15 protein-coding genes and 6 pseudogenes are annotated in these 16524 nt (G+C 68.1%); 12 read left to right on the forward strand and 9 right to left on the reverse strand.

Translation table 11 applies throughout. The annotated features are described in order from the left end of the window. The 3 genes from ACIQCZ_RS32455 to ACIQCZ_RS32465 form a co-directional block, all read right to left on the reverse strand. Nucleotides 1-420 (reverse strand): winged helix-turn-helix domain-containing protein (locus ACIQCZ_RS32455; protein ID WP_402287684.1); only part of this gene is annotated, 420 nt, incomplete at its 3' end. Between the two features lie 446 nt (nt 421-866). Further along, a complete protein-coding gene (locus ACIQCZ_RS32460; protein WP_402287687.1) occupies nt 867-1406 on the reverse strand; it encodes a GNAT family N-acetyltransferase in 540 nt (179 codons plus the stop codon). A gap of 138 nt (nt 1407-1544) precedes the next feature. Beyond that, the gene (locus tag ACIQCZ_RS32465) at nt 1545-3071 is read right to left on the reverse strand and encodes a ricin-type beta-trefoil lectin domain protein (protein ID WP_402287689.1); all 1527 of its coding nucleotides are present in this window, start codon (nt 3069-3071) and stop codon (nt 1545-1547) included. A 200-nt stretch (nt 3072-3271) separates the two neighbouring features. Between ACIQCZ_RS32465 and ACIQCZ_RS32470 the strand changes: the two genes are divergently transcribed. From ACIQCZ_RS32470 to ACIQCZ_RS32480, 3 genes are all read left to right on the forward strand, one after another. Then, nucleotides 3272-3514: a hypothetical protein gene (locus ACIQCZ_RS32470; RefSeq protein ID WP_402287691.1), complete on the forward strand. Its 243-nt coding sequence runs from the start codon at nt 3272-3274 to the stop codon at nt 3512-3514. A 460-nt stretch (nt 3515-3974) separates the two neighbouring features. Then, nucleotides 3975-5036, forward strand: coding sequence for an ATP-binding protein (locus ACIQCZ_RS32475; protein WP_402288042.1), 1062 nt, complete (start codon nt 3975-3977; stop codon nt 5034-5036). A 194-nt stretch (nt 5037-5230) separates the two neighbouring features. Beyond that, a complete protein-coding gene (locus ACIQCZ_RS32480; RefSeq protein WP_402287693.1) occupies nt 5231-6964 on the forward strand; it encodes a hypothetical protein in 1734 nt (577 codons plus the stop codon). A 106-nt stretch (nt 6965-7070) separates the two neighbouring features. Here ACIQCZ_RS32480 and ACIQCZ_RS32485 read toward each other — a convergent pair whose 3' ends face one another. Then, nucleotides 7071-7223, reverse strand: coding sequence for a hypothetical protein (locus tag ACIQCZ_RS32485; protein WP_402287695.1), 153 nt, complete (start codon nt 7221-7223; stop codon nt 7071-7073). A gap of 31 nt (nt 7224-7254) precedes the next feature. On the opposite strand from ACIQCZ_RS32485, the gene ACIQCZ_RS32490 reads away from it, so the two are divergent. Beyond that, nucleotides 7255-7608, forward strand: a complete 354-nt coding sequence (locus ACIQCZ_RS32490) for a hypothetical protein (protein ID WP_402287697.1) — start codon at nt 7255-7257, stop codon at nt 7606-7608. 217 nt (nt 7609-7825) lie between these two features. Further along, nucleotides 7826-8359: a hypothetical protein gene (locus ACIQCZ_RS32495; protein ID WP_402287700.1), complete on the forward strand. Its 534-nt coding sequence runs from the start codon at nt 7826-7828 to the stop codon at nt 8357-8359. Between the two features lie 451 nt (nt 8360-8810). Here ACIQCZ_RS32495 and ACIQCZ_RS32500 read toward each other — a convergent pair. Next, nucleotides 8811-9327, reverse strand: a pseudogene (locus tag ACIQCZ_RS32500) (transposase family protein); the annotation flags it as partial. Between the two features lie 24 nt (nt 9328-9351). Here ACIQCZ_RS32500 and ACIQCZ_RS32505 point away from each other — a divergent pair. Next, nucleotides 9352-9846, forward strand: a pseudogene (locus ACIQCZ_RS32505) (PP2C family protein-serine/threonine phosphatase); the annotation flags it as partial. A gap of 68 nt (nt 9847-9914) precedes the next feature. On the opposite strand, the gene ACIQCZ_RS32510 reads toward ACIQCZ_RS32505, so the two are convergent. Then, a complete protein-coding gene (locus ACIQCZ_RS32510) occupies nt 9915-10721 on the reverse strand; it encodes a hypothetical protein (protein ID WP_402287702.1) in 807 nt (268 codons plus the stop codon). 278 nt (nt 10722-10999) lie between these two features. Between ACIQCZ_RS32510 and ACIQCZ_RS32515 the strand changes: the two are divergent. Both ACIQCZ_RS32515 and ACIQCZ_RS32520 read left to right on the forward strand, forming a co-directional pair. Beyond that, nucleotides 11000-11526: pseudogene (locus ACIQCZ_RS32515) on the forward strand (winged helix-turn-helix domain-containing protein); the annotation flags it as partial. After that, the gene (locus ACIQCZ_RS32520; RefSeq protein WP_402288045.1) at nt 11448-12014 is read left to right on the forward strand and encodes a transposase; all 567 of its coding nucleotides are present in this window, start codon (nt 11448-11450) and stop codon (nt 12012-12014) included. The pseudogene ACIQCZ_RS32515 and the gene ACIQCZ_RS32520, both read left to right, overlap by 79 nt. Here the strand turns inward: ACIQCZ_RS32520 and ACIQCZ_RS32525 are convergent. Continuing rightward, on the reverse strand, nt 12006-12434 hold the full coding sequence (locus ACIQCZ_RS32525) for a MerR family transcriptional regulator (protein WP_402287705.1): 429 nt from the start codon (nt 12432-12434) through the stop codon (nt 12006-12008). The two genes, ACIQCZ_RS32520 and ACIQCZ_RS32525, sit on opposite strands and share 9 nt — an antisense overlap. A gap of 62 nt (nt 12435-12496) precedes the next feature. On the opposite strand from ACIQCZ_RS32525, the gene ACIQCZ_RS32530 reads away from it, so the two are divergent. The 3 genes and pseudogenes from ACIQCZ_RS32530 to ACIQCZ_RS32540 form a co-directional block, all read left to right on the forward strand. Further along, a complete protein-coding gene (locus ACIQCZ_RS32530) occupies nt 12497-13699 on the forward strand; it encodes an MFS transporter (RefSeq protein ID WP_402287707.1) in 1203 nt (400 codons plus the stop codon). A gap of 89 nt (nt 13700-13788) precedes the next feature. Beyond that, nucleotides 13789-14076, forward strand: coding sequence for a hypothetical protein (locus ACIQCZ_RS32535; protein ID WP_402287710.1), 288 nt, complete (start codon nt 13789-13791; stop codon nt 14074-14076). Nucleotides 14077-14079: 3 nt separating this feature from the next. Beyond that, nucleotides 14080-14436 (forward strand): annotated as a pseudogene (locus ACIQCZ_RS32540) (IS5 family transposase); the annotation flags it as partial. A 168-nt stretch (nt 14437-14604) separates the two neighbouring features. On the opposite strand, the pseudogene ACIQCZ_RS32545 reads toward ACIQCZ_RS32540, so the two are convergent. Next, a pseudogene (locus tag ACIQCZ_RS32545) lies at nt 14605-15084 on the reverse strand (helix-turn-helix transcriptional regulator); the annotation flags it as partial. A 14-nt stretch (nt 15085-15098) separates the two neighbouring features. After that, nucleotides 15099-15281: pseudogene (locus tag ACIQCZ_RS32550) on the reverse strand (hypothetical protein); the annotation flags it as partial. Nucleotides 15282-15357: 76 nt separating this feature from the next. Here ACIQCZ_RS32550 and ACIQCZ_RS32555 point away from each other — a divergent pair. Next, nucleotides 15358-15780 carry a VOC family protein gene (locus tag ACIQCZ_RS32555; protein ID WP_402287712.1) on the forward strand — a complete coding sequence of 141 codons (423 nt, stop codon included), beginning with the start codon at nt 15358-15360 and terminating at the stop codon, nt 15778-15780. The last annotated feature ends 744 nt before the right edge of the window (nt 15781-16524 follow it).

The raw sequence follows: 16524 nt of genomic DNA on the forward strand, positions 1-16524 counted from the left end.
CGCCCGGCGGGCCGGCTGCTGCCACGACCAGCCATGGCGCTTCAGCAGCCGCCATGTCCCCTCCACCGTGTAGCCGACGTGGAACAACCGTCCGATCAGAGTCTTCACCCGGGCCAGTGTCCACCGCTGGTCAGCCCAGCCATGGGCGAGCGGGCCGCGCTCCAACTCCCTCTCCAGTTTGGCAATTTGGTCTGCCGAAAGCCTCGGACGCCCTGGCGGTCCCTTCGACCGGACACCCTCTTCACCCCGCTCACGCCACTGACGGCGCCAGCGCTCCACCGACCGCTCGCTCACCCGCAGCGCGGCCGCGATCTCCCGGTTCTTCGCGCCGCTCTCGAAGCGACCGACCGCTTCCAGCCGGATCCGCTCTCTTGCAGCCCTCTTGGCATCGGTCAAACCGCCGCCCTGCGCGTATCTCACACCCCACAGCTACCGACCCGACTCAGCTGATGTCAGGCGAACGGCCCGACATCACCCAATCAAGTTCAGTAGCCGGCTGAACCGCCGCCGCACACCACCACGGCGTCTCCCGAACGGACCGCGGGCCCAAACCAGCACTACTGACTCTCACTACCACCGACACCAAACCGAGAGATCGCAGGCGCGCGAACCCAGTCGGCAACCAATCCCCAAGGCGCCCCGGCCCTGTACGGCAATCTGTGCACCGAACACAGACCGCCCCGGACCATGAGGCCCGAGGCGGGTGATCGTCAGTGAGAGGCGCCCCCAGCCCCCTTGAGGGGTCGTCAGGGGCCTGTAGGAGCTCACAGCTCGTGTCACAGAGCACAGCTCTGACCAGCGGGTTTCTGGGCTGTCTCAGGTCGTGTCGTTCAGCTGCAGTCTCAGGAACGTGTCATTTCCTCAGATCAGAGATCGATGAGCATGAGGACTGCGTCGCGATCGTCGCCGGACCCGAAGCGGAGGGCTCCCGGCCAGCGCCCGATCTCCTTCCAGCCGAGGCTTTCGTAGAAGGTCTCCAGCCCCTCTCCAGCACGTGCAGCCAGGTGCAGTTGCTCAAGGCCCATGTCCTCACGCGCCATGCGATGAGCTTCCTTCACCAAGGCGCTGCCGATCCCCTGCCCACGTCTGCTGGTGTGGGTTTGAACGTGATGCAGCGTTCCCCAGTGGGCGATGAGGGCGTAGGCATCGCGGCGGATGTTGAGCCAGCCCACCAGTTCGTCATCGTCCAGAGCCATCAGAAGGCGGCTGGTTCGGGGGGAAAGGCTTTCGAGGATGGTTTCAAGGGCCGGGGCGGCATCCCCTTCGTCGATGGGAGGGAACGGGAAGCCGGCAGCGCCGCCAGCGTTGGAGACATCGATCCAGCAGTTGATGAGAGCCTGGCGCCGGTTCTGGTCGACGTCCTGCGCAGTGGTCGCCTGGGCGAAGCGGAGCAAGTGGGAGTGCATGCAGGGAGGGTCCCAGCAACCACTGACACGAAGCCGAGAGATCGCAGACACGGCCCCGGAAATACCACCCGAAGACCACACCAGAAAACACTCTGTACCACGACCTGTACCACCCACAGGCCGCCGGTGGGCACTGGATCACTCCTTCGCCCAGTGCTGAGTCGACCTCGACGGCTCGCAGGACGCCAGGACCGGCCAGCCGGAGCTCTCGTCCAGACACAGGCTGCTGTACAGGTTCACGACGGTGCTGCTGGTACCCGTGCGCCAGCTCTGGCCGGATTTGGAGCCGCACTCGGCCAGGTACATCTGGTTGGTGTAGACGGTCAGGCACTGGCCGGCGGACTCGTTGTGCAGCATGTAGGAACCGCCCGAACCGGCCTTTGCGGTCCAGTTGGCCACCGGGCTGTCCGTACAGGTGGCGAACACGACGTTGAGGTTGCTCGCGGCCAGGCACTGGCCGTAGCCGACGTCCCTGAGCCGGAAGCGGCCGCTGGACGCGGGCGGTTTCGGCGAGGTCGCACCGGACTCCCCGCCGGAACCACTGGAACCCTTGCTCCCGCCGGAGCCACCCCCGTCACCCGACCCGCCAGTGGACTTGCCGCTGGTGGTGTTGCCGCCGGACGCACTCCCGGATGAGCCGCCGGTGGTGTCGTTGCTGGACGAGCCGCCGTCCACGCCACCGCTCGACGAGCTGCCGCCATGCGCGGGCCCGCCCCCGGCCACGGGAGGCGTAGCGGGAGTTCCGGTCGAGGTGGTGTCGCCGGGGGTGCGGTTCGGTGAGGCAGGGCCTTCCGTTGAGGCCGTGGGGGTCGTGCCGGGGCCGCTGCTGGTGGTGTCCTTGTGGTCGTTGCGATCGCCGGACAGCTGGGTGCCGGCGTAGACAGCGAGGGAGACGACCACGGCGCCGACTGCGACCAGGGCCAGCGCGAGTCCCCGCCGGTTGGTGCCACGGCCGGAGGGCAGCGGGGTGGACAGCACGAAGGCGGGTTCGTGGGGCTGGTGCGTATGCGAACCACCCTGCTCGGCGCCCGGTTGCCACTTCTCCAGTTGCTGGTCCCTCTCGTACGCCGTGAGGTCGGCACGGATCTGGTCCCGCTGGGCAAGGGCTCTTCTCTTCTCCGCGGCCCGGTCCTGGTTCTGGCTCCTGAGCGAATCGATCTGCTGCTGCAGAGCGATCCGGCGCCGGCGTTCCCCGTCCCAGTCCCCGCGCAGCGCCTCCAGTTCCTCGGTGAGCCCCGCCATCTGCTCCAGCGCCGCGCTCGCCGCACCGTTCAGCTCGCGGATCAAGAGGGTGTTCTGGAAGTCGGCGAGCATCTGGCGGTGGACGTTGTGCGGGTTCGCCCGCGCGCAGTACAGCCGAAGCAGCTCGCCGTACTGGCGCAGGAACACCGCCGCGGGCCCGTCCTGCAGATTCGCGCGTTCCTGTGCCTCCTTGATCAGCACCTCGACGAACCGCAGGGGCGGGATGTTGGGCTGCTCAGGCTTCGCGGTCTGCCAGGTGCTGACCTTCCCTTTCCCGAAGCCGTACGTGTCCGCCAGCACGTTCGTCGACAGGCCGCTCTTCTTGACGAGGTCGCGAACCAGCTCCTTGAAGCTGCTGAGTGCTTTCCACAGCCTCTCCTCCTCGTCCTCGCCGTCGAAAACGTCCAACTGCTGGTCAGCCACTGGTTCTCACATCCGAAGAAAGTCCGGCGCGGGGCAGCGTTCTGCCGCGCGTGCGTACCAGGATCCCGCTGGTCTCTAGTACTCCTCGTGACCACATCCCGCTGGTCGCCCCCGGCACCGTGTGCGGGGAAAACAGGGGACGTCTCTCCTGGTGCTCGGCCGACCCCAGGAGAACGGACCAGACAGTGAAAGGCCCTCACATGCACGGCCACGACCCACTGCTCATCATCCTGCTCCTCGCCCTCGCCGGCCTCGGCATCGGCTGCGTCCAGCACCGCTGGCCCGCCATCGGCGAAGCGATCGACATCGCCACCAAAGTCCTCATCACACTCATCGGCCTGCTCATCTTCGCCAGCACCGGCACAACCGAACAGAACACACCCACCACCCCCGCACCCGCACCATCCATGTCCGCGACCTCAGCAGACCAGGACCAGGGATAGGCGGGAGTCCGCACCCAGGCCCAATGGCTGCGGACCACCTATGAAACGGCCGATGCCCAGCCCCGTCGCGTCGGATATCGAGCGCGGCTTATCCGACGCGATCACCTCCGTCCGCGACTCGCGGCGGCCTGGGCATCAAGTCTGTCCGAGGATGACCGGCGCGGGCTGACCGCCTTGTTCTGGTCGAACGTCAACCCGTACGGGACCTTCCGTCTGGAGATGGACAAGCGGCTCGACCTTGCGCTATTCCCTCGGTGCCTCGTCCCCGGCGAACGGCAGAGACCGTGACGTCCTCCACCGGCTGACCTGTATCGCGGGCAGCCGAGCCGTAAGGGGATCTGTCGAAGGGGCCGCCTGGGGTCACATCGGATGAAATGTGAGTGACGAATGATGTGGCGGTCCTGCATCATGAGCGGTCATCGTTGCATCGACACGCTCGTACGTTCGGTAAGGAATCATGGTGCAGGCAGCTGTTTCGGTTACTCCCGCCGCGTTACCGGAGGTGCTGCTGCACGCCGCCGTGGTACGTCCGGTGTTCCTATGGGGCGCGCCCGGGATCGGGAAGTCCTCGCTGGTTCAGCAGTTCGCACAGTCGCTAGGACTGGAGTGTGTGTCGCTGCTGGGCACGCAACTCGCCCCGGAAGACCTGATCGGCGTGCCCCAGATCGTGGAAGGCCGCAGCCGGTTCTGTCCGCCCGAGCAGATAGCCCGCGATGAGCCGTACTGCCTGTTCCTGGACGAGCTGAACGCCGCTTCTCCGGACGTGCAGAAGGCCTTCTACTCGCTGATTCTTGATCGCAGGATCGGCTCCTACACGCTGCCGCACGGGTCGGTGGTAATCGGTGCCGGCAACCGGGCAACCGATCAGGCGCTGGCCCGCCCGATGCCCTCTGCGCTGCTCAACCGCCTGATCCATGTGCATCTGCAGGCTTCCACCGTGGACTGGCTGGACTGGGCGATGCGGGAGGATATCCACACCTGGGTCACCGAGTACCTCACCCAGCGTCCGAATCATTTGTGGAGCCTGCCGCCGAAGACGGAGGAGCCGTTCTCCACTCCGCGTAGCTGGCACATGCTCTCCGATGCTCTCCACTCCTATGGTCCTGGTGTGAGTGATGACCAGGTGCGGCTGCTGGCTCACGGCACGCTCACGCCCACGCACGCGTCGGCGTTCCTGGCGTATCTGAAGACGGTCCGCAATGCGTTCGGGCTGGAGGCGATCGTCAAGGGCGAGGCTCGCTGGCCGGACGCGCCAGCCGACCGGGACCTGCTGTACTTTCTCACCGAGACGTTCAGGGCTCGCCTGGCCAGAGATCTTCCCGCCGACAAGCGCCACGCCTCTCCTGGGGTACGCAAATTCGCCTTCCGCGCCAAAACCCTACTGGTAGAGCTGGCCGAGATCTCGCTGGAAATGGCGCAACTGGTGATCGCGGAAGGCGAGGACGGTTCTCCCGCACTGCCCGCTTGGTTCCTGGTCGAAGCCGCTCGCGACATGCCGCGCCTCGTCGCCGCCCGTCGCTGAAAAGGGGCACCGCCGTGGCCAAACCAAACATCGCTGCCCGCAAGAGCGGGAAGGCTACTGAGCAGCTGCGTGCCGAGCGCCGCGCGGTGGCCCGTAGGGAGGGCTGCCGCGCGGCCGCATACTCGGCTCTTGGCCACATCGCCTCCCATGGCAGAACTGATGAGTCAGCCACCAACGCCCCCACTGGGGGTGGCATGGCGTTCATCACGGATTCCGGACGTGCCGTCGTCGATGTCTATCGTGATGCCGATCCGGAGGAGTGGGCGTGGGCCTTCACACACCTGTGGCTCCACCTCGGTCTCGGCCATCTGGATCCGGAGCAGCTGGCCGCGGCAGGCCTGGCCAACCCAGAGACAGAGATCGATGAAGCGTACGCCGCGGCCTGCTGTGTGATGGTGCACCGCTTCGCCGAGCACCTCCAGATCGGTGCCCCGCCGCCAAACGTTCCCGAGCTGCCGGGCGGGGATGAACTCTCGCTCACTCGCCGCTGGCGCGAAGAGGGAGTGCCAGCCCAGTTCCGCGGGCTGGGCTGCAACGCAGCCACCCCCTGCATACGCCGTGAACCGCCGCCCCTACTGGGGCCGGTCACCGCGCCGCCCGACTGGCCGACACTGTTCGCCAAGGGCCTGACCCAGGAAGCAGCCACCGCTCTGCAGGAGGCTGCGGAAGCCCGTGGGGAACGGCGTCATCAACGGCAGCTGGGCCCGTGGGACCGAGCACTGGCCTGGTTCGTCTCCTCCTATCCCCTTCTCGGCGCGCTGGCGTCCGGGCTGACCCTGGTCGCCGATCAGGAGATCGCCGATGCCTGGAACATCGCGGTGGCAGCCATCAGCGCCGAGCACGGCGAGATCTACATCAACCCGCGCGCCGACCTCACCCAGGACGAGTGGCGCTTCGTCCTGGCCCACGAAATGCTGCACGCCGCTTTGCGGCACGACCGCCGCCAGGACGGCCGCGACCCCTACCTGTTCAACGTCGCCTGCGACTTCGTCATCAACGGCTGGCTGGTGGAGATGAACGTCGGAGCCATGCCCGAAGGACTGCTCCACGACCCGCGCCTGTCCGGCCTGTCCGCGGAATCGGTGTACGACACGCTCGTCACCGATCTGCGCCGCAGCCGGAAACTGCAGACCCCCGGTGCCCGCGGACACGGGGACATCCTCGGGGACTGGCTCAGCGAACCGGCCGCCGCAGCCCGCCGTTCCAGCCGCCGCGTCCCCCCGCCTGTCCCACTGCCCTGGCAGCACACTGGCCGTGTCGGCGCCGTCGACCTCGACGCCTTCTACCGCCGGGCCCTGACCACCGGCCTCGCCTACCACACCTCCGACCGCGGCCTCCTGCCCGCCGGGCTGGTGGAAGAGATCCGCTCACTGGAACACCCCCCGCTGGCCTGGGACGCCAAACTCGCCAGGTGGTTCGACGAACACGTCAAAAGCCCCGAGCCGATCCGCTCCTACGCGCGTGCCTCACGCCGCCAGGCCTCCTGCCCGGACATTCCCCGCCCGGGCCGGATACGTCCTGAAAACATCGAGCGGCGCTGCACCTTCGGTGTCGTCCTGGACACCTCCGGGTCCATGGACACCGCCCTCCTGGGCAAAGCGCTGGGCGCGATTGCCTCCTATGCCACCGCACGTGACGTTCCAGCCGCCCGCGTCGTCTTCTGCGACGCCGCCGCCTACGACGCCGGCTACCTGCCCGTGGAAACCATCGCCGAACGGGTCCGAGTGCGAGGCCGCGGCGGCACCGTCCTCCAGCCAGCCGTACGGCTGCTGGAACAGGCGCCCGACTTCCCCGCCGACGGCCCGATCTTGATCATCACCGACGGACGCTGCGACGTACTGCGCATCCGCCGCGAGCACGCCTTCCTCATCCCCGCCGACGCCAGGCTGCCCTTCACCCCGCGCGGCCCGGTCTTCCACGTCCGATGAACGCCACCAGGCAGGGGGATCCGCGAACGACATGACACACGTAGGACATTCCGTGGAAAGTGAACCCGTACAGGCCTGCCTTGACCTGCTACACCGGGCACGGCAACTACCGGTCGATGACGCCCAGCGCCTCCTGCTGGAACAGGCCGCCAGCGACCTCGTCCGCGACGGACGGCACCGCCGCCGCGCTCAAGCGCGCAAGGAACGGGCCGCAGTCAACCGCCCCTCCCTGGACGGGGCTGGCTGCGATGCTCAGCACACGTCATCGCCCCTCCCCCCTGGAGAACACCATGGCTCTCAGCGCCACCGGCAACCCCGTCGTGAGGCAGGAGGACCCTCAGGTTCGCGTCGGCCTCGACCTCCAGGTGGGCACGCTCGTGCTCACCCAGGACGGCACGGACTACACGCCTCACCACGCCTGGGTCGAGTTCGCCTCGCCCAGGGAAGATCCCTGGACGGCACAAAAGGTCACGTTCTCGGCGCAGGGTCCGGCCGGGAAAGCCGTCGGGGTGACGGTGGATCTCCTCAACGAGGCCTGCAACGGGCCGCGCCCCGGCGTCCCCGCGGCGATCTGGAAGGTGGTGGCCCTCGCTGCGACGTCCGCCGGGGACGTCGGGATCACCTATGCGTCGCCCGCCCCCTGACCTCCTGGTCCGCTGATCGCGGGGTCGGCTGAGCACCGCGGTGGCCTGCCGTCAGACAGCGGTTCGACGGCAGGCCACCCCCAGCTCCCTGTAAACGGCGGGCCAGGTCCACCGCATCAGCCCTGATCGTCGCAGTGGCGGGTGGCCCGATTGCCAGCGCGCACGATCGGCTGCTGCTGTTCAGGCACGTCGGCCTGGTGCCCGTAGATTTGCTCCGTTGACCAAGCAAGGGGGAGGCAATCCCATGGCAAGAACGATGACAGAGAAGGTCGAACTCAGGCTCACGGACGCGAAGTTGCCTGGTGAGCGGGTGCTCTACGGGGTACTGGCCTTCCGGGTCGGCGGGGTCCGCACGACGATGATCGGCGGCGCGGCCGGTCTCGCCGGGTCGGCCGGTGCGGCCACGATGGCCGTGATCACCTCGCGCGGACGGGCGGCGGCGCCGGATGTGCCGCTCCGGCTGCCCGGCCGGATCATCGTCGCGTTGACCGACCAGCGGCTGCTCGTTTTCTCGGTCGGTGGGGTCATAGTGGGCAAACCCGGCAAGATACTGCATTCCTTCACGCTCGATCAAGTCGCCTGGGTCGGTGAGCCGGAACTGATCCCCGGCGCTGCGCAGGCGCTTCGCGTGCAGATCGGCATGGCCGGGGTGGGCGTTTTGGCCTTCGAGCACCCGAGGCTGCAAGTGACCGAGGGGCGCACCATGATCAAGCGCCTGCTCCGGGAGCTGCCGCAGTCGCCGGCGGCTTAGAACTTCTAACGAAGTGGGAGGTTCCTCAGTCGTCGCCACCAGATGATGCTGCAGGCCAGGCTGAGGAACGCCGACGTGCTTATTCCCAGAGCTCCCGGCCCATCGGATCGTTCGAGTGATCAGATCAGGCCCACAATCTTGAGAGAGGTAGGACAACCTTCAGGTGTCGTCCCGGGGGAACTTGTGGTCCCTGCCGCAGCGCAGTGTGATGTCCCCGCTCGTCCTGTCGAACTTGTGGAACAGGAACAGGAACAGCTCCCGCGCGTCGCAGTCCTCGCAGACCTCAGCCCGAGCGACGGGCCACAACGGCAACGGTCGGGGAGACGAAGGGCCTTCCACGTAGATGCGGTCCGGGCCCCGAACCCCCGGAGTGCGTCGGGCGGTCCGTACGGCCTACGCCTGCTCCAGCCCCGTCTGCGGGGTGCAAATCTGGCACGGCTCAATGTCCGGCTCCGCCAAACGGGTAGCCGCCATCGGCGATTGTTGTCGTCTCCCCGACGGTCGCCTTGGCGCCGGAGTCGGCCCAAGCCTTGCAGTCGTTGCGGTTGCCCGGTACTGGCCGTCCGATCGCGACGATCAGACGGGTGTCGGCGTCGATGACGACCTGGTGATTGGTGGAGTACCTGTAGTTCTTCGACTGCTCGGCGATGTTGTGGTCGCGGGTCGGGACCAGAGTGCCGTCCACGATGAGCACCGCGTGGGCTGGTGCGGACGATGATCCGGGCGGCTGCGGACTTCGAGATACCGAACAGCGGGGTGAGCTGCCGCAGCGTCAGGTTGGTTTGCCAGTAGGCGGCGACGAGCAACACCCGGTCCTCCAGCGGCAGCGACCATGGGCGTCCCGGCCGCAACGCCTCAGCTCCTTCGCGGCGCAACATCGTGATCAGCTTGTGAAAGACGCGCGGGGTGAGGCCGGTGAATGGGGCTGTCCAAGACGGCTCAGACGCCGTGATCACTGCCGTTGTCACATCAAGATCGTCGCACCGCCTCGGCAGCTGCGCAGCGCGCTCAGTGCCGCCTCCCGCTCCTGCGGCGGCCCGGCCCGCGCTCTGGAGATCCTGGAGCTGTACGCCGACTCCGTCGTGGGGGCCGAGAACACGACGGTGGCCAGCGCGGTCGTCGACTGGGACGCCCACCACATCACGTACAGCGTCGCCGGTCACCTGCCGCCGGCCCTGCTGCGGGGCGACGGCACCGTGGAGTTCCTGGACCGGGCCACCGATCCGCCGCTCGGCGCCCGCTGCGACCCGGGGCCCTGGCCGCAGGCGGCGGTGCCCTTCACCGAGGGCGCGTTCCTCGTGCTGTACACCGACGGCCTGATCGAGCGCCGGAACGAGGACATCGACACCGGGCTCGACCGGCTCGCCGCCTCCCTCACCCGCCACCACGGGGCCGGGGCCGAAGTGCTCGCCGACGCGCTGCTGGTGGATCTGCTGCCGCCGACGGGCGCCGACGACGACACGGCCCTCGTCATCGTCCCGCTGTAGGCGCCCGGCCGTGCGCGCCCCGCGCCCCGGAGCCGTCCGCCGGCCCCGGAACGCGGAGCGCGAGAGGTCTACTCGGGCGCCTCGATCGTCACCGGCTTGCCCAGGTCGTAGAAGTGCTGCGTGGTCGTGCTCATCACGTCGGCCGTCCGGGACTCGGCCTGCCCGCCGTAGGGCGTGAAGTCGTCCCCGAACCAGAGGATGTGCTCGCGCACGGCCGCGCCCATGAACGTGTACGGCTTCTTGTTCACGATCCGCCACGCCGTGACGTCCTCCCCGTTCTCCAGGGAGAGCACGGGCCGCTCCTGCTCGACGGTCCACTCCGGCGCCGACGCGATCATCTGGGCCGTCATCTCCGGATCGGCGAGCGCGCGGTAGAGCTTCCCGGTGGCGGCCACGATCTGCTCCTGCGGGTCACTGCTGTTCTTGTCCCCCTTGACCCACTTGCCGAGCCCCGGCGTCTTGATCCACTCGTCCTCGCCCTTGAAGACGTACGCCTTCTCCCCCTCCGGCCCCGTCATCGACCCGGCCAGCGCGGGCTCGTCCCCGAAGAGGAACCGCGACGTCCCCGACTCGTCCCCCGACTGCACGGCCTCCGTCCCCGATCCGTACGCCTTCAGGGCGGCCACCAGGCACTTCGACAGGGCCGAACCGGCCAGGGTCGTACCGCCCTTGAGCTGGAGGCCGTCGCACTCGGACGGGGTGGCGAAGGCCGGGGACGACGCCTTAGGGCTCTCGTTCCCGGGCGCGGGCCGGTCGGACGACGATTCCGAACGCGTCGGCTCGGCCGACCCGTCCGACGAGGAGCAGCCGGCCAGGAGGCCGACGGCGAGGAGGGTTCCTATGCACGCGTAGGGGCGCGGACGTACAGGTCTCATGTTGTTCGAACTCCACTGGTCACGGACAGCCCGCGACCGCGGACCGTCTTATGGGCTCTCGCAAGCGAATCCATAGCCCCGCACCACCGGTCGTGAAGGTGTTCGCTTCACGGGCCGCGGATGCGGGCCTTTGAACCCTACTGACTTCGGCTCGTTGGGGTGAATCTGCGCGAAGTCCCTGAAGGACCTGGGGTGGTGGCTGTATCCCGTGGCGTGTGAGGTATGCGGATGGAGGCGGGCTGACCGCCGCGGGACGTCGGCGCCGGGAGACGGTGCGTATGCAGGCAGCCGAGCTGTTCGAGCAGAGGATCAAGCCGCCGGAGGCAGCGCGGCGGCTGCGGGTGAGCCTGAAATCGGCCTACCAGTGGCACCAACGGTGGCGGGAGGGCGGTGTTCAGGCTCTGGCCTCCCGTGGTCCGAGCGGGTCGCGGTGCCGCCTGTCCCCGCGCTGCTTGGAGAAGCCGGCCGTGTATCTCCAGCAGGGGCCGGCCGCGCACGGCTGGGTGGAGGACCAGGTGTGGACGGCCGCTCGGGTGACCACGTTGATCGGCAGGAAGTTCCACGTCTCCTACAGCGTCTCGGGTGCCACCCGGCTGATGCACCGGCTCGGGTTCTCCCCGCAGGTCCCCGCCCGGCGGGTCGCCGAGCGCGACGAGCAGGCCGTCACCGTGTGGAAGGAGGCGACCTGGGCGGAGGTAAAAGAGCGCGGGCGGCCTGCGGGGGTACATCTGCTTCGAGGACGAGGCAGGCTTCACCCGCCGACCGCCCAAAGGGCGCACCTGGGGCCGACGCGGCCGCACCCCGGTCGTGACGGTGAGCGGACGGCGCTCGGGACGCCTGTCGGTGGCCGGGCTGATTGCGATGCGGCCCGGCTCCCGCACCCGGCTCTGCCACCGCCTGCGCACCCACCCCTCGGGCAAGGGCAAGCGCCGCAGCATGAGCGAGCGCGACTTCATCGCCCTGGTCGACGGCACCCACCAGCTCATCAAGGCACCGATCGTGCTGGTGTGGGACCGGCTCAACACCCATGTCTCCCGCACGATACGAGAGTTGATCGACGCACGGGAATGGCTGACGGTGTTCCTGCTGCCCGCTTACTCGCCCGGCCTGAACCCGGTCGAGGGGGTGTGGTCGCACGTCAAACGCAGCCTGGCAAACCTCGCCGTCGTCGCCCTGGACAGGCTTGAAGTCCTCGTACGCAACCGGCTCAAACGCCTTCAATACCGGCCAGACACCCTCGACGGCTTCATAGCCGGCACCGGCCTGGCCCTCGACGACCCAGCCTCACCCTGACGGGCTGAAGTCAGTACTGGCACCCACCGCTTCCTCGCCGCCCTCCGGGGCCGTGTCCGGAGGACCGGGCGGCACCTGCGCCAGATAGTCGTGGATCGCGTCGCGGTTCTTCGTCAGACACGCGATCTTCTCGGTCATCCGGTCACGCTCGCGTTCAAGCGTGGCGACCATGTCGGGGGTCGCGTAGGGCATGTGGATGGTGCGCGGCTTGTTCAGGCACGGGAGGATCTGCTTGATGATCCGGGTCGGCAGGCCCACGTCGAGCAGCCCCCGGATCTGGATCACCCGGTCGACGAGGTACTCGCCGTACTCGCGGTAGCCGTTGGGCATGCGTTCCGGCTCGATCAGCCCCTGCTCCTCGTAGTACCGCAGTAGGCGCGCCGGGGTGTCCGTACGCCCGGAAAGTTCGCCGATTCTCACAAGACCCCTTCGATGGACCCGGCTTGACCTTCACACTGATGTCAACCATCAATGTGAAGGCTATGACTCAGCACGACGAGACACAACAGCGCACCAGCGCGGGAGACCGGTTCCCCCTGGCAGGGCTTCTGGCACTTGCGGCGGCCGGCTTCATCACGCTGCTGACGGAGACCCTTCCCGCGGGAGTCCTTCCCGCGATGAGCCGTGACCTCGGGGTCACGGAGTCGGCCGCAGGGCAGACCGTCACCGTGTACGCGATCGGATCGGTGGTCGCGGCGGTCCCCCTGACCAAGGCCACGATGGGCTGGCCGCGGCGTCACCTTCTGCTCCTCGCCATCACGGGCTTCGCCGTGGCGAACACCGTCACCGCGACCTCGAACAACTATGCCCTCACTCTCGGCTCCCGGTTTCTGGCGGGGGTGGTCTCGGGCCTGCTCTGGGCGCTCCTTGCCGGATACGCCACGCGCATGGTCGCACCGCACCACCGCGGCCGGGCGATGGCCGTCGCCATGGCGGGCGCACCGATCGCCCTGTCGGTCGGTGTCCCGGCGGGAGCCTTCCTCGCCCGCGTCCTGCAGTGGCGGACCGCGTTCGCTGTCATGACAGCACTCACCCTCCTGCTGATCATCTGGGTGATCGCCACCGTGCCCAACTACCCCGGCCGGGGCAAGGAGCAACGACTTCCGCTGACGCGCACGCTCCGCATACCGGGAGTCGTCCCGATCCTGTTCGTGACGCTTGCCTACGTGTTCGCGCACAACCTCCTGTACACCTACATCGCCCCGATCCTCGACCAGCTGGGCATGGGTGGACAGGTCGATGCGGTCCTGCTCACCTTCGGGGTACTCTCACTGGTCAGCATCTGGGTCGCGGGCACACTCATCGACCGGCGACTGCGAGTGCTCATGATCACCAGTTGCGGGCTGTTCGCGGCCTCTGTTCTCCTGCTCGGGCCGGTCAACGAAGCGTCCTGGCTGGTGTATGCCGGCGCCGGAGCCTGGGGGCTCGCGTTCGGCGGGACGGCCACGCTGTTGCAGACCGCCTCGGCGGAAGCCGCGGGAGCGGCCGGCGACGTCGCTCAGTCGTTGATCGTGACCTGTTGGAACCTCGGGATCGCCGTCGGCGGAATGCTCGGCGGGCTCCTGCTCGACGCCACCGGTGCCGCCTGGCTGCCGTGGACCGCGCTCCTTCTGCTCATCTCCGCACTGGTGGTCACGGTCGGTGCCCGCACCCACGGCTTTCCCACCACCTCGCCCCGCGACTAGAGAGCCTGTCTGACAAATGATCGGCGAGCGCAGGTTTCAGGATGGGAAATGGCCTTGCTGCTGTGGCGCGAGCCCGCGATGCTGAGCCGATGCCAGGACAGCGGAAGAGGAGACGCCAGCAACAGGACGCGGGACGCCAGGAAGCCGCCCGCACCTCTCCGGACGCGGGCCGCTGGAAAGTGCTCTTCGAGACGCAGGACGAGTCGGAGTGGCGGGCGCACCTCCGCCGTCTGCATGCCACGGAGGGGCGAATCGACTGGGCGATGACCCGGATCGACACGCTCTGCGGGCGACTGATGCAGTCAACCACTTACCGGTTGAGCCTGTTCGTGCCGGACCCTGCGCGCGCTTCGGACCGCGACCACCTTGATCATTGATCCGTGGTGGGTCGTGGCGAGTTGGCGGATGCAGCGTGGGCGCGGATAGCGCCACTGTTGCCGCAGGTGGATGGCCGTGGGCGGCCGTGGCGGGATCACCGGCAGGTGATCAACGGGGTGCTGTGGCGGCTGCGGACCGGGGCGCCGTGGCGGGATCTGCCCGAGCGCCATGGCCCCTGACAGACCGTATACGAACGTTTTGCCCGTTAAAAAGCGAACGGGACCTGGGCTCGGCTGCTGGAGCACGTTCAGGTCTGTGACGACGCGGTGGGCCGGGTGGAGTGGACCGTGTCGGTGGATTCCACGATTAACCGGGCACACCAGCACCGTGGGGCCCGTAAAAAGGGGCGTCTGACTGGGACAAACTGGAGGATCCGCAGTGCTCGGAGATGCAGTCACGTCGGCCGCATGGATACCGCGGCTTCGCTGGTGTGCCTCACCTGGTCGGCGGTCAGGCGTCGTAGGTCCCGGATCAGCTCGGCCATGTCGGCCGCTGCGGGCTCCTGGGTGTGCGGCTCCTCGCTCGGTGTGATGCCGGTCAGTGCGGGCGGCGTGGGCGTAGCGGGCGGCGAGGTCCCCGAATGCGGTGGCCAGTTGGGGTGGGCCGATGACTTCGATATCGGTGTCGCAGCGGCCGATGGCGGCGGCAAGTCCGGTCCATGACCAAGAGCCGAGGATGAGCCGGCAGCGACGGGAGCCGAGTTCCTCAACGATTCCGTCCTGGGCGAAGGGCGCGACATCGGCGGCCGGGAGGTGGAGGATGACTTCGCCTTGGCAGGGCCATTTGGTGGTGGTGCCGTCGTTGCCGCGGATTCGGCTGGTGATGAAGGTGGAGACGGTGCCGCCGGTGAGGTCACGAGGGGTGAAGCGGGGGCCGGTGGGTATGCGGGGCCGGATGCGGTCGACGCGGAAGGTACGCCAGTCCTCGCGGTGGAGGTCCCAGGCCGCAAGGTACCAGCGGCCGGTCCCTTGACGGTCGTGATGGGGTAACCGAGTTCGCTCAGGCGGTCGATGTCACGCCGCACGGTGCGCGAGGTGATTTCGAGACGCTGAGCGAGAGCCTCGCCGGACCAGTCACGGTGCGTCTGAAGCAGCGCGAGCAGCCGGGAGGATGGCTTCTGCATGAGATCCATTCTTTCCGCAGTAGAGGACACAACCTGTCCTCTACGTCCGCCATGGTGGCATACGAGCCGTTCGGGAGGCATCGCTCCTGGTCGGCAGCCGCCACTTGGACTTGGACAGTCGGCGGCGTATCTGTCACATCGAGGCAAGGAGTAGGTCGTGTCCGTCACGACCACCACTCACCTGAACTTCCGGGGCGCTGCATGTGAGGCGCTGGATTTCTACCAGTCCGTCTTCGGCGGACGTACTGTCGCGATCACCTACAAGGACGCGGGCGCTGTGCAGAACGAGAGCGAGGCGGACTGGGTGATGTGGGGCGAGGTGGCCGGCGACAACGGCTTCCACGTCATGGCCTACGACGTGCCGTCGCAACTGCTCTGGAACCGGGGCGAGAACCCGTTCTTCGTCTCCGTGCGCGGTGACGACGCCGAGGAGATCAGCGCCCTGTGGGACAAGCTCGCCGACGGCTCGACCATCGTGCGTCCGCTGGAGCCTGCGCAGTGGGCGCCACTGTACGGCATGGTCACCGACCGCTTCGGCGTCACTTGGGTCCTGGACGTCACCGCCCCGTACAACGGCTGAGCCGGCCGACTGACACGCATCTGCGCTAGGCCGACGCGGTCGACGAAACGGGCCGGGTCGAGTTCCGGTGCCCGGACATCGACGGCGCACTGGTCGAGCGGTAGAGAAGCGGGCTTGCGGTGGGAGGCCCACAGGGCGAGATGCTCACGCCAGTGGGGCAGCGGTCCCTCCGAGGGAGTGAAGTCTGCGATCTCCGCGACCCGCGCGGTGTGTAACGTCGCCGGGCGGGCCAGGACGTCGATAGCCGTGACGGTGACCGCATCCGCCACCGCCCGCGCCTCGTACTCCTCGTAGGCGCGGTCCACGATCTGAGGGGGCCGGAGATCAGCAATGGTCTCCGGTTACCCGACCACAGAGGCCTTCGAGAACGTCCTCCTCCAGTCCCGGCCACCGAAGCGTGCGTCTCCGAAGAGGTCGACGAGACGCGCTGGGAATACGACCTGCCGCTTGAAGCCTTCTCGGTGAAGACCACCTTCCCGGACAACGCGAGGCCAGGGCATCAGGGCGAGGCGACCACGGAGGGTGCGGGGGTGAGGAAGCGTTTCATGGGTTCACCGCTTCTTCAGGGGGTGGTGTGCGGGGCTGTGGTTCGTGGTCCGGGGTTGTGGGGGCTGTGGGCCGTTCCGGCGGTGGGGGGGGGGCCCGGGGGGGGGGGGGGCCGCCCCCCCCCCCCCCCCCCCCCCGGCCCTCGAAGAAAGCACCCCCCCCAGGCCACACACACCCCCCCACCGCCCCCACCACGCC

Origin of the sequence: Streptomyces sp. NPDC093149 (assembly GCF_044754145.1) — a bacterium.
GTDB lineage: Bacteria > Actinomycetota > Actinomycetes > Streptomycetales > Streptomycetaceae > Streptomyces.